This window comes from Nonomuraea sp. NPDC048901, assembly GCF_040649695.1.
GTDB lineage: Bacteria > Actinomycetota > Actinomycetes > Streptosporangiales > Streptosporangiaceae > Nonomuraea.
The window spans coordinates 151,313-164,497 of sequence record NZ_JBEZFW010000004.1 but is presented as its reverse complement, the minus strand read 5'-3'; the positions used below and the strand labels follow the sequence as shown (position 1 = coordinate 164,497).

The following is a 13,185-nucleotide window of genomic DNA, read 5'->3' as shown; positions in this document are numbered from 1 at the left end:
CGAGCACCAGACCCGACTTGCCGCCCCACTGCCGGTACAGAGTTGCCGTGCTCGAAAGAGTGCGGGCGGCGACGGTGGGCATGGTGAGCGCCTTCTAGCTCACTTCACGCGACGGCTCCACGACGGCCGCATACAACAGCTCTGCCCCCGGAGCGGGGGATGGACGAGCCCGCCGAACGCCGGTGCCTCCCTCCGCGGCGGGCGTCGGCTCCATCGCTCTATCAGAAACAAAAATGGGTCGTTTCGATAGAGGGTTGGCTCATGGCGCAACTCGAGGTGAGGTGCCAGCCGCAGCTCCCGCGCACCCGCAGGAGCGACTGTCCGGAAGGTACGACAAGTAGGAGAGGCTCGGGATCGCAACGGATCGGGAATTGGACATTACCCCTTTCGATCTTGCGTTCGATATAAGAGGAATGTAAAGATCAACTTGCCCTTCTCTCCGCACCGATCGAGGTGAACTTGAACGCACCAAGACGATCACGACGTGCTCATTCACGATTACTCATCGCAGTTATGACGCTCTCTGTGACCGCGTCACTTCTTCCCGCAGAGCAAGCCGCCGCCCAGCCATCTCCCACACCGACGCCCTCCGCTAAGGACACCGCACTCCTCTCTCCGGTTGACTCGGCCAAGGCAGAGGCGAAAGAGGCTGGCCGTGAGGTGGAGATCCCCAGCCTGCACACCGAAGCCTCGACCACCTATGCCAACAGCGACGGCAAGACCCTCAGCACCGAGTTCTATACCGACCCCATCCGCTTCAAACTGGGCGACGCCTGGCAACCCGTCGACACCACACTGGTGGCAGACAACGGCACCATCAAGCCGCGCGCCACCAAGGCCGGCCTCGCGATCTCGCCCGGCGGCAGCACCGACCTGCTCACCGTGAAGAGCGGGCGCGACGGGTCGGCGATCAAGATCTCCGCTCCCCAGAAGCTGGCCGCTCCGAAGCTGTCGGGCAACAGAGCGGAATATGCGAACGCCTACGGTCCGGGCATCGACCTCGCGATCACCGCGACGCCGACGGGATTCCGGCAAGAAGCGATCATCAGGCAACGACCTGCTAGCCCGCTGAAACTCGCAGTACCCGTCCAACTACCCGCCGGTCTCTCCTTCAACGAGACCTCCTCAGGGAAGCTATCTCTGCGCGACAGCTCTGCCAAGGGCAAGCGCCGCACGACCGAAATCCCGGCCCCGCTGCTGACGGACGCCGGCGCGAACCTCAGCGTCGGCGAGGAAGGGCAAGTCGGCAAGGTGACCACTGCGGTAGAGAAAACCGCGGCAGGTCAGACGCTCACCTACAAACCCGACGCCAACTTCCTGGCCGATCCGGACGTCACCTACCCGGTCACCCTCGTCGTAGCCGACGACATCATCTGGACCCAACTGCCGAACGCCAACGACACGTTCATCAACAACTCCTCCTACCAGAACGGCTACGCCAACAGCGGCGCCTACCACCTGCAAGCCGGCATGACCAACAGCGGAACGGTCCGCTGGCGCACCTACATCCGCTTCGAGGACATCCCCGCGGACTCCCCGCTGCGTGGCGGCCGGGTGACCAACGCCGACCTCGTTCTGTGGAACTTCGACTCCAACGACTGCGGCCTACCAGTCGGCTCCGGCATCACCGCCCGCCGGGTCACCCAGCGGTGGGACGTCTCCACGCTCACGTGGAGCAACCAGCCGACGGTGACCAGTGAGGATGCCAACACCGAAAAGGGCGCCTACAAGCCGACATGCACCCGCGGCTACATGGACTATGAACATGACCTGATCCACTCCGTGAACGGCATCGTCCAGGACTGGGCCGACGGCCAGCCCAACTACGGATTCCAGCTCACCTCTGGAAACGAATCCGAGAGCACCAACTGGCGCGCCTACCGCTCGAAGGAATGGGGGAGCAACAGCGACGGCTCCCACGGCCCCAAACTCATCATTGGCTACGAGCCCGCGACGTACGTCGTAGTGCCCCGCGGCTATGAAGGCGCAACCCCGCCCCAGACCACCTGGGAGGAGGACAAGGCGTGGATAGACGCGGGCAACGTCTACAACGGCGAGCTTCCTCCTGCAAAGGCCCTGACGCCAGAAGAGGCGATGGCCGAGGCTAAGGCGGACGGCAGATCGGCCAAGACCCGCTTCCTTGACGCCTACTATCCGGACGATCTCACCGATCAGGAGTTGGTGGACAGCATGACGTCCGAGGAGGATCCTCCTCCGGACGAGGTGCCGCCCGACCCCAATCCCTTGCCCGTGGAGGACACCACACCGCCGGATGTTTCGAGTACCACTCCCTCAAACGGGCAGACCGGTATCTCGGTCGGCAGTTCAATCAAGGCAGTGTTCAACGAACCAGTGACCGGTGCCCAGATCGTGGTGAAGGATGCGCTAGGCGCCGAGGTGGCTGGGAATGCGGCCATGGACTCCGCGGAGACCACACTCACCTTTATTCCGGGCGCGCCCCTGACTCCCGGGACCGCTTACACCGCCAAAATCAGCGAGGCAAAAGACTACGCCGGAAATCCGATGGCGGCGGCTCACTCGTGGTCGTTCACCACGGGCGGCCCGGACACCGACGCACCGACCGTGACCGCGATCGAGCCTGGCCGGGACGCCACCAACGTGCCGCAAAGCACCACAGTGAAGGTGACGTTCAACGAGGTAGTGTCCGAGGCGCAGATCACGGTCAAGGACCAGTCGGACGTGGCCGTGCAGGGAACGCTGGCGGGCGGCAACGGCAACGGCAACACCGTATGGACTTTCACGCCGACATCCCCGCTCGCCGCCCAGACTGCGTACCGGGTCGAGGTCAGCGGCGCCAAGGACCCCTCGGGTAATCTCATGGCGCCCTACACCTGGTCGTTCACCACGACTGCGGCGGCGCCGCAGCCGATCCCGGGGCTCGTGGCTGCCTACGGCATGAACGAGGGCGCGGGTACGAGCGTTGCCGACTCTTCAGGGCAGAACAACACCGGCACTAGCAGCAGCACCACCTGGGCCAACGGCAAGTTCGGTAAGGCGTTGTCGTTCGACGGTTCCTCCAGTTGGGTGACCGTCGAAGATGCCGCGTCGCTTCGTCTGACGACCGGGATGACGCTCTCGGCCTGGGTCAACCCGACCACGGTGGCTGACTGGAGCAGCGTGGTGACCAAGGAATTGGACACCAACGGGGCTTCCTACAGCCTGTATGCCGCCAACGGCAGTTCGGTTCCGTCCGGCTGGGTACAGACCTCTCCTGCGGACCCTTCGACTGCCAATGGCATCTCGCCGTTGCCGGTGAGCACCTGGAGCCACCTGGCGCTCACCTACGACGGCGCCGCTCTGCGGTTGTTCGTCAACGGCCAGCAGGTCGCCCAGACTGCTCTGAGCGGCAGCCTCTACGACGACGGCAGCCCGCTGCGGATCGGCGGCAACGGCGTTTGGGGTGAGTTCTTCAGCGGCCTGATCGACGAGGTACGCGTCTACAACCGCGCCCAGACCGCAACCCAAATCCAAACCGACATGACCACCCCCGTGGGCTCCACTACGCCGGGACCCATCCCTAGCCCTACCCCGACCCCCACCCCGACTCCCCCGACTCCGGTTCCAGGCCTGGTGGCGGCCTACGGCATGGAAGAGGGCACCGGCACGACCGTGGCCGACTCCTCCGGCCAGAACAACACTGGAGCGGCCCGGGACACCAGCTGGGCGGCAGGCAAGCACGGCAAGGCGTTGTCGTTCAACGGCTCCTCCAGCTGGGTCACCGTCGAGCATGCCGCGTCGCTGCGCTCAACGACCGCGCTGACACTCTCGGCGTGGGTGCGGCCTTCGGCACTGGGCACCGTCTGGCGCAGCGTGCTCATGAAGGAGCTGGACGAAGGCGGCGCCTATGGCCTGTACGCCTCCAATGGCACCGGGCCGGCGGGCTGGTTGCAAACCGCCGACGATGAAGGCGGGGTAGCAGGTAACAGCCTGTTACCGCTGAATCAGTGGAGTCATCTGGCGGTCACCTACGACGGCAGCATGGCCAGACTGTACGTCAACGGCACCCAGGTCGCGCAGTCCGCATTCACCGGCGAGCTTGCCGACGACGGCGGAGCGCTGCGGATCGGCGGCAACGGTGTCTGGGGTGAGTTCTTCAGCGGCCTGATCGACGAGGTACGCGTCTACAACCGCGCCCAGACCGCAACCCAAATCCAAACCGACATGACCACCCCAATCGGCGCCGCCACGGCACCGAATGGGACAGCGCGTACAAGCGCCGCTGCGGACCCCGCGATCGAGAAGCTGATGGTGAACGGCAGTCGCACTGTGGACGGCGTCACCGTCGTTTCCGCCCTCACCCCCCACCTGACCACCTGGCTTTCCGCCGGGCGCGATAACGAGGCGAAGGTGGAAATGGAAGTTGCCCACAAGCCCGACAAGACGGGCAAGGGTAGACAGTTAATCTGGTCAGGCCAGGCCACCGCCAAGTCCGGCGATTCCCGGGTGACGCTGCAGATGCCCCAGGGCAGACTGCGGGACGGCGAGGAAATGAGATGGCGAGCCCGCGTCACCGGACCCGGGAGCACAGGCGCATGGACAGGCTGGCAGGACCTCACTATTGACACTTCCAAGGCGGCGTCCAGAACCACTGCCGCAACAGCGATCTCCGACCCGACACCGGACGACATCAAACGAGTCCTGCCAAGCGGGAAGGCCACCTCCACGCCTAGCGCGACCTACCAGCAATGCCACAACGCGACAACGACCGGCCACGAGCCGTACGCGATCACACCGAACCGCTTTGCGCACTGTCGCTATTCCGGCTGGCAGGTAAACGTCTGGAGGTTTTTCCTTGATGTGATACCCGACAAGATCGCAACTATCGACGGGCACCAACTCACATACATTCAGGGGACCTTAGACAAGCGCGAATTCACGGTCAGCAAGCACATCTATATCGACAAGACCGACGGGGACATGCCCTCCGGCCTCCGCTTCGCCAGCAAGATCGGTTCCAACAGTCAGGGCTGCGTCGCGGGAACCTCGACCGGGATGACCGGCACATACACGGTGGACCAGTGGAAGCAACATGCCGGAGACCAATGGCATATAACAGAGGCCTACACGTCAGGCCCGGGATCGGGATACCACCTGAAGAGTGACTGTACGATCAACTATTCCGTCGTCTCCAAGCACCCGGACAACGACAAGGAGAGCAGCACCCCAATTTATGCCGAGGGCACGTTCCGCTGCGACAAGTCGCCTCAACAACGAGGATGGCACAACAAGCGGGGTGGCGGCTGCGTACACATGGCGGGCGTCCCATCGTTCACGATGACCAGGAACGACATCAATGACAAGGGCGTCAAGTTCCCGAACATGTATGACCACATCAAACGCGCGCTCACTCCCGGGTCGAAGACATACCCTATACCAGGAGGAAAGTCCTACCCAGACGAGACGCGACCAAAGAATATCCCTGGCGGGAGCTGGCAAAGCACGCTTACACGTCATGGATACGACCCCATCGGAGTGGGGAACCGCTCTGCCGCAGGCATCGTCTGCAAGAATGAACTCGGAGTAGACGAAGAAGAGGCAGAGGCTGGGTCCTGCGACGAGTTTCCGTTCGCGTCGACTCTCCAAGGAGCGGCGCGCGCCAATCCTCCGCACAACTTCTCGGTTGCGCGTATAGAAATAGGCGAGAATACGGCACACGGACGCGTACTGAAGGCGTGGTACCGGAACAATCGGATCCTGAACTACGATCAGTTCTGGGTGGACATCCAGTAATCCGCTCACTCAGGGTCTGTCTGGACCGCCCAACCGGCGGGCCAGACAGACCCGCCTGTCGCTCGCAACATTAGGAATGTCAGGAAACTCATGGCCAACGTCATCACCGAACTCCTTGACCGGCGCGAGATATTGGAATATCTGACCGGCATCGCAGACGTCGAGGCGGAGTGGGATCTCTATGAAATAGACACCGACGTGGAAGGCTGGATCGGAACCGGCGACAACGGGATCCTGATTAAAGGGCTTGACAGTAAAAGGTGTTTGGTCAAATACGAACTTTGGGATGGCCCACCTCCTCCTCTCCACTCCTGGGACAGGACCTGGTCCGGAAGCGTACGCCTTCATTCCGGAAAAGTGTTCACCGTAAGCGATTATTCTGGCGATTCGTCTTACGGCGCGGAATTCGACCTCGGCAAGCAGGACAGCGTTTGGCAGGTCAGAATCCATCGCAAGTCTCTTAGCCACGAAGAGTTCACTGCGAAGCTCATCAGCTTCACTCTGCTGAAGATACAGTTCTGGTCCGGGTGACAGGCGGGTAGTGAGCTGGCTCACAGGCCACCGCAGAGCTCAGGATGGCCGTGAGGCCGGCGCCCGAGGGCAGCGGGCGCGGCCCCGTGAACGGCCAGCCAGGCGGCGAAAGTGCGTACCCGCAGCAGCCCTAGCAGTTGGAACAGCCGCTGCGCCTGGGGAGGGAGCCCCTGATAACTCAAGTTGAAGCCAGCTCGCACCGTGGTGGAGCGGTACTCCAGCTCGGCCAGTCGTTCCGCTCGTCGGCCCTACCCCGAATACGGCCTCTGGTTGCGACTCCACGTACCGTCAGCGGGTCGGCGGCCGGGGGCGGTTCCACCAGAGGGAGAGGGACAGGGCCGCGGCGATGAGGATGCCACCGCCTGCGGCAAAGGCGGCGGCTGTGTCGACTCGTTGCTGGATGACGGTGAAGCTGCCGGGCAGGGCGGCGAGAGCGCTTTGGAGCTGGTCGGCGTTCTCGGCGCGGTGGTAGGAGCCACCGGTGGTCTGGGCTATCTGCTTGAGTGCGGGCTCGTCGATGGTGCGGGGGTTGCGGCCTCTGTCGAATCCGCCGCGGCCACCGAAGCCGCCACCCCAGCCGCCGAAACCGCCGTCGAACTGTGTGTTGTCGCACACCATCGGGGTCGGGTTCGTGGTGCCGAAGCCGATGGGGAAGACCCGGACGCGGCGCACGGCCGCCTCCTGCGCGGCGATCTCCGGGTCGACGCCCTGGGTGTTGGCGCCGTCGGTGAGCACGACGATCGCGGCACCGGCATAGCCCGTCCCGCCGTCCACGGGTTTCGCCCCGGTGGCGGCGACCGACGGGTCGACCTCCGCGATCGCGTCGATCGAGGTGAGCATGGCCTGCCCGATCGCGGTGCCTCTGGACACGGTGAGGTTGTCCAGCGCCTTGATCAGCGAGTCGGTGTCGTCGGTGGGCGGGACGAGCAGCCCCGCGGTGCCCGCGAAGGTGACCAGGCCGATGCGCGGCCCGCCCCGCTGCGACTCGATGAACTCCACGGCGGCCTTCTTCGCGGCTGTGATGCGGTTGGGGTCGACGTCCGTGGAACACATGGAGCCGGAGGTGTCGAACGCGAGCAGGATCGTCGCCGACTTCATCGGCACCGGCACCGACGCCTGCGGTCGCGCGGCTCCGACCACGAGCAGCGCGAGTCCGGCAATGAACAGTGCCGCGGGGATCTTCCGCGTCCAGCGCGTACGACCGGGCAGGGCAGTCCGTACGAGCGCGATCGAGGTGACACTCACGACGGACCGTCGGCGGCGGCGGCGCGCCCACTCGCGGATGGCGAAGATCAGCGGGATGACCAGTACCGACAGCAGCGCCCACGGCCATGAGAACGACATTCAGATCACCCGTCCAGACCGGAGCACGGTGAGCGCCGCTCCTGCGGCGAGCAGTGCGAGGGCGAGCCCGATCAGCCCGCCGGCGAGGGGCAGCGGCTCGTCGGAGATGGTGAGCCGCAGATCGATCGTGTCGGCGATCCCGTCGAGCCGGGCGGCGTCGGAGGCGGGGCGGTAGGCGCCGCCGGTGGTCTGCGCGATCAAGGTGAGGGTGTCCTCTTCGAGCGAGGTCTGCAGGTGGTAGCCGTCTACCTGCACCGTCGCCCCGGCGGTGGTGCCGACCCCGACTGTTTGGATGTGTACGCCTGCCTTTTGGGCCACGGTGGCGGCCTGTTCGAGGTCCGTGCCCTGGTTCTGGCCGTCCGAGAACATCACGATCGTCGCCGACGGCCAGTAGCCGATGTCGGGGGCGGTGCCGTCACGGCCGATGGCCACCTGCTTGCCGGTGATCGCCGTCAGCGAGGCCGTGATGGCCGTCGCCAGCGAGGTGCCGCCGGTTATCTTCAGCCGGTCGATGGCCTTGAGCGCGCTGGAGTGGTCGGCGGCGGGCCGTGCGGTGGTGAGCGCGCCACTCTCGAACGCGACGACTCCGATGTCGACGCTGTCGGGCTGCGCCGCCACGAACGCGCGTGCCGCCCGCTGCGCGGCCGCCAGCCGGGTGGGCGCGACGTCGTCGGCACCCATGCTGTTGGAGACGTCGATGGCGAGGATGACGGTGCCCGCAGTGCGCGAGACCGGCACCATGGCCGCGGGTCCGGCGGTGGCGATCGCGAGTACGGCGACGCCGGCGATCGTCAGGCCGATGCCGAGGTACGCCCGGCGTCCGCCCGGCACAGCGACGCCGGCCGCGGCGAGCGCGGCCGTCCGGCGGCGCGCCGAGACGACGGCCGCCCAGGCGAGCGCCGCTGTGACGAGCAGTCCGACGGCCAGCAGCAGCGGGGAGGACAGGGTCATGAGTCCGCCTTCGCCTTTGATGGGCTCGGTCATGATGACCGGTCCCGGGTTCGGGCGACGACCTCGACGAGCGCCTCGGCCAGATCGCGGTCGGTGTCGATGCGGTGGACGGGCACCCCGGCCCGGCGCATGCCCGCCGTGAGCCGGGCGTCGCGGGCGTCGACGGCGGCGCGGAAGCGGACCCGCAGCAGTGGATCGGTGGAGTCGACGACGAGTTGTTCGCCGGTCTCGGCGTCCTCGACCACGATCAGCCCGGCCTCGGGCAGTACGTCGTCGGCGGTGTCCACGATGCGCAGCGCCACCACCTCGTGCCGCCGGGCCAGGCGCTGGAGCGAGCGCTCCCAGTCGCCGTCGCCGATGAAGTCCGACAGGACGACGATGAGGGCGCGGCGGCGCGCGAGCCGTCCGGCGGCATCGAGCATCTCCGCCAGGTCGGTGGTGACGCCGGGACGCGCCTTGGAGGTGCGTTTCAGCTTGCCACCGCGCACCCCAGCGGTTCGTTCCAGCTTGCCGCCGCTCGATCCAGCGGTACGTTCGGCGGTGCGTTCCAGCTCGGCGCCGATCCGCAGCGCGTGCCGCCGGGAGGTGCCGGGTGGCACGACACGCAGCATCTCGGTGTCGTACAGCAGAGCGCCAACGCGGTTACCACCCCGGCCGAACAGCCGAGCCAGAACGAGCGCGAGCTCGGCGAGCACGTCGTGCTTGCCGCGCCCCGGTCGACCGGCCGCCATCGACGCCGACCGGTCGAGCATGAGCCACACCGTCAGCTCCCGGTCCTCGGTGAACACGCGCAGGTGCGGCTCGTCCAGCCGGGCAGTGACATTCCAGTCGATGTGCCGGGCATCATCGCCGTCGCTGTAGGCACGCAACCCGGTGAAGTCGATCCCGGAGCCACGGTGTGCGGTGCGGTGGGCGCCCTGGAGCCGGCCGTCCAGCCGGCGGACGACCTTCCACTCCAGGCGGAGCAGGAGCTTCTCGGGGGCGGTGGCCATGGTTCAGCGCTTCTGCAGGACGACGTCGGGCGCCCGAACAGCCCCGAGCACCCTGGTGATGATCGTGTCGGCGTCGACATCGTCCGCGAGGGCCTCGTACGACAGCACGAGGCGGTGACGCAGCACGTCGAGCGCGAGTTCGGACAAGTCGTGCGGCAGGACGTACTCGCGACCGCGCAGGAACGCCAGCGCCCGAGCGCCCGTGACGAGCGCGATGGACGCCCGTGGGCTCGCCCCGTAGGTGACGTACCGTTCCAGCTCGCCGAGTCCGGCCATTGCAGGGGAGCGTGTCACGGAGACCAGCCGTACCGCGTAGTCGACGATCGCCGGATCGACGTACACCTCCTGAGCGCGAGCCCGCATCGCGACCAGGTCCTCGGCCGTCACCATCGGCTGTGGCGGCTCCGGCGGACGCAGCGCCCGTGCGACAATCGCCTGCTCTTCGGCCTGCGTCGGATAGTCGACGACCACTTTCATCATGAAACGGTCGACCTGCGCTTCGGGCAGCGGGTAGGTGCCCTCCGACTCGATCGGGTTCTCCGTCGCCATGACCAGGAACGGCTCCGGCACCTGGAACGTCTCACGGCCGATCGTCACCTGATGCTCCTGCATCACCTCCAGCAGGGCGCTCTGCACCTTGGCGGGGGCGCGGTTGATCTCGTCGGCCAGCAGCAGGTTCGCGAACACCGGGCCGAGTTCGGTACGGAACTCCCCAGAGTGCTGGTGGTAGACCCGCGTACCCACGAGGTCGGCGGGCACCAGGTCGGGGGTGAACTGGACGCGCTGGAAACTCCCGGCGATCGCGGCGGCCAGCGACCGTACCGCGAGCGTCTTGGCCAGGCCCGGCACGCCCTCGACGAGCAGGTGTCCGTCGGCGATCAGCGCGACGGCCATGCGCTCCAGCAGGACGTCCTGCCCGACGATCGTACGTTTGACCTCGAACAGCACCTGTTCGAGCGGATGGGCCGACTCGGGGGACTTGGTCGAGGTCATGGTCTTCCTTCTAGATCTGTGGCCCGCCCGGCGGGCCGTCGCCTTCGGTGCCCAGGGCCACGCCGATCGGCACCGCGAACGCGATCCCGGCGAACGCCTCGTCGCCTCCCGGGTCGGCCATCGAGACCACGATCCCGATGACCAGGCCACGAGCGTTGAGGAGAGGGCCGCCGGAACTGCCCGGGTTCACGGAGGCGTCGAACTGGATGAGCCCGCTCAGGTCGCCGTCTTCGGCGCTCCGGTTCAGGCCCGACACGACGCCGGTGGAGACGCTGTAGGTCAGGCCCAGCGGATTGCCGATCGCCGTGACGGGCGCGCCCACGGCCACGGCGCCGCCGAGCGTCGCCGGGACGACGATCTCCGGCAGTTTCGCGGGTTTGAGGGTCGCGACGTCGCGCTTGGGGTTCGACGACGCGATGGTGGCCTTCGTCTTGGTGCCGTCGGCGAATGTCACGGTGACGTTGTCCTTATTACTGCCTTTGACGACGTGGTACGCCGTCAGAATCGTCCCGTCCTCGGCCGCGATCACCCCGGTTCCGAGCGATTTCCCGGTCTGGATGACCGCCACCGACGGCCCGACCCTCTTGAAGACCTCGGATGCCGTGAGCGTCGCGCTGGGCGTCGGCGTCGGCGTCGGGCGGGGCGCGGCCGCTTCGCCGTTCCCACCGCTGTTTCCCAGCCAGTACGCGAGCAGCGCCACGACGACGAGCGCGCCGCCCCAGACGGCGAACCGCCGAGCCCTCCCGGCCACGGCTCCCCGAGCCTCGGCCGCATCAGCCTCCTGCGGCCCGCGCTCCATCACCCCATATTCATAAAAATAAGTCGAAAGAGCTATAAATCCCGCCTTAGAACTCCCTGAGAAACGGTCCTGGTTGGACACCCGGCGATCTTGGATACTTGGCGCATGTCCATGATTTCCAAGGTCTTATTAGGGGTGACTGTCCTCGGCGGCCTGCTCACAGGCTGCAGTGGTGGCAGCCCGACCGCGTCCAGCTCACCCGCACCCGCCACAACGGCCGGATCAAGCGCACCAAGCACATTGACCGCGACGACCGCACTCGCGCGGCCGTTCGCTCTGCCGAAGAGCTGTGACGATCCCCGGATGGTCGCGGCCATGGGCGCGTTGATAAAAGGGAAGAAGTTCAGCAAGCGGTACGACGCCAGCGGCGCGCTGACCTGCTCGTGGGGGAAGAAGATTCCCGCGACCTCGGTGACGATCGCCCTTCCGTCGGCGCCGCCCAAGTACAAGGACTTCCCTCAGGTCCAGGTCCCCGAACTGGCCACGCTCGGCGTCGAAGCGCAGTCCGGCGGCACCGAGATCGCCCTTGGCAACCGCTCCCTGTACAACCAGGCGTTCGTGGTCACGGCCCCGCAGTTCCGGCTGACCGTCGACCAGCTGAGCGAGAAGCGCCGCGACGACGACCTACGCGAGGCCGCCGTCGCCCTCACCACGTGGCTGATGTCGTAGCCACTGTTCGTTTGAGGCGTACCCGCCTGTCGGTCGCCCAGACGGCCAGCGCGCAGGCCGCGAATCCGGCCCCGAGGAGACTGGAGCCCGCCCAGCCGTACGCGGTGAAGATGGCGGTGGTCGCGGCGGCACCGAGGGCGGAGCCGAGCGAGTAGAAGACCATGTAGCCGCCGATGACACTGCTGGTGCGCTCCGGATGCGCGGCGGCGAGCAGGTGCTGGTTGCTCACATGTACGACCTGGACCGCGAAGTCGAGGACCACGATTCCGACGATGAGGAGCCACAGCGACCACGGCAGTTGCGCGATCGCTGCCCACGAGAGGATGAGCAGGGTGAGCGCGAGACCGGTGACCGGGACCGCCCGTCCTGCGTCCGCCCACCGTCCCGCGCGTGCCGCACCGAGTGCGCCGGCGAGTCCGGCGATGCCGAACAGTCCGATCTGGCTCTCGCTCAGCTGCCACGGCGTGTCCGCCAGCGGCAGGGACAGTCCGCTCCACAGGGTTCCGAACGATGCGAACAAGAAGAACGCGATGAGCCCGCGCGTCAGGAAGACGCGCTGCCCGAACAGCCCGCCGAGTGAGACGTACCCCCTAGGTCGGTTGGGGCGGACCTCTGACGGCAGCACCAAGAGGACGAGGGCCGCCAGCCCGAGTGACAGCACCGCGAGCACGGCATAGACGCTCCGCCAGCCCCACACCTCGGCGAGCGTGCCGGTGACGACCCGCGCGCCCAGGATGCCGACCACAACGCCCGAGGTCACGACGCCGATGTTCCGTCCGCGTTCGGCGGGCGGCGAGACCGACGCGGCGTAGGCCACCGTGGTCTGCACCACGACCGCGAACACCCCAGCCATCGCGAGCCCCACGAACGCCACCCATGCGGCTGACGCCGAAGCCGTCAGGATCACGCCCACTGCGGTGAGCGCCAGGTGCATGGCGATGAGTCGGCGCCTGTCGACCACATCGCCAAGCGGCACCAGCAGCACCAGCCCTGCCAGATAGCCGAACTGGCCGGTCGCGACGATCCACCCGGTGAGTTCCGCCGACACACCGAGATCGCGTCCCATCGGCTCCAGAACCGGCTGCGCGGCATAGATGCTCGCCACCGCGACACCACACACCACCGCGAGCAGCAATCGCCGCCACACGTCCATCG

9 protein-coding genes are annotated in these 13,185 nt (G+C 66.6%); 3 read left to right on the top strand and 6 right to left on the bottom strand.

The genetic code is table 11. From position 1 onward, the window contains the following. Positions 1 to 525: 525 nt before the first annotated feature. Complete coding sequence (locus AB0C30_RS14665) at positions 526 to 5,751, top strand: LamG-like jellyroll fold domain-containing protein (protein ID WP_357943400.1); 5,226 nt, start codon at positions 526 to 528, stop codon at positions 5,749 to 5,751. A 90-nt stretch (positions 5,752 to 5,841) separates the two neighbouring features. Then, positions 5,842 to 6,282, top strand: a complete 441-nt coding sequence (locus AB0C30_RS14660) for a hypothetical protein (RefSeq protein ID WP_357943398.1) — start codon at positions 5,842 to 5,844, stop codon at positions 6,280 to 6,282. 288 nt (positions 6,283 to 6,570) lie between these two features. Here AB0C30_RS14660 and AB0C30_RS14655 read toward each other — a convergent pair whose 3' ends face one another. From AB0C30_RS14655 to AB0C30_RS14635, 5 genes are read right to left on the bottom strand one after another with little or no spacing between them, the layout of a single operon-like run. Continuing rightward, positions 6,571 to 7,626: a VWA domain-containing protein gene (locus AB0C30_RS14655; protein WP_357943396.1), complete on the bottom strand. Its 1,056-nt coding sequence runs from the start codon at positions 7,624 to 7,626 to the stop codon at positions 6,571 to 6,573. Continuing rightward, positions 7,627 to 8,577 carry a VWA domain-containing protein gene (locus AB0C30_RS14650; protein ID WP_357943394.1) on the bottom strand — a complete coding sequence of 317 codons (951 nt, stop codon included), beginning with the start codon at positions 8,575 to 8,577 and terminating at the stop codon, positions 7,627 to 7,629. A gap of 29 nt (positions 8,578 to 8,606) precedes the next feature. Then, positions 8,607 to 9,569 (bottom strand): DUF58 domain-containing protein, encoded by a 963-nt coding sequence (locus AB0C30_RS14645; RefSeq protein WP_357943392.1) that lies wholly within the window; start codon positions 9,567 to 9,569, stop codon positions 8,607 to 8,609. Positions 9,570 to 9,572: 3 nt separating this feature from the next. After that, positions 9,573 to 10,562: a MoxR family ATPase gene (locus tag AB0C30_RS14640; RefSeq protein WP_357943390.1), complete on the bottom strand. Its 990-nt coding sequence runs from the start codon at positions 10,560 to 10,562 to the stop codon at positions 9,573 to 9,575. Between the two features lie 10 nt (positions 10,563 to 10,572). Then, positions 10,573 to 11,361 (bottom strand): trypsin-like peptidase domain-containing protein, encoded by a 789-nt coding sequence (locus tag AB0C30_RS14635; protein ID WP_357943388.1) that lies wholly within the window; start codon positions 11,359 to 11,361, stop codon positions 10,573 to 10,575. A 105-nt stretch (positions 11,362 to 11,466) separates the two neighbouring features. Between AB0C30_RS14635 and AB0C30_RS14630 the strand changes: the two genes are divergently transcribed. Beyond that, on the top strand, positions 11,467 to 12,030 hold the full coding sequence (locus tag AB0C30_RS14630) for a hypothetical protein (protein WP_357943386.1): 564 nt from the start codon (positions 11,467 to 11,469) through the stop codon (positions 12,028 to 12,030). Here AB0C30_RS14630 and AB0C30_RS14625 read toward each other — a convergent pair. Further along, complete coding sequence (locus AB0C30_RS14625) at positions 12,008 to 13,183, bottom strand: MFS transporter (protein WP_357943384.1); 1,176 nt, start codon at positions 13,181 to 13,183, stop codon at positions 12,008 to 12,010. The genes AB0C30_RS14630 and AB0C30_RS14625 overlap by 23 nt on opposite strands. Positions 13,184 to 13,185 lie beyond the last annotated feature (2 nt).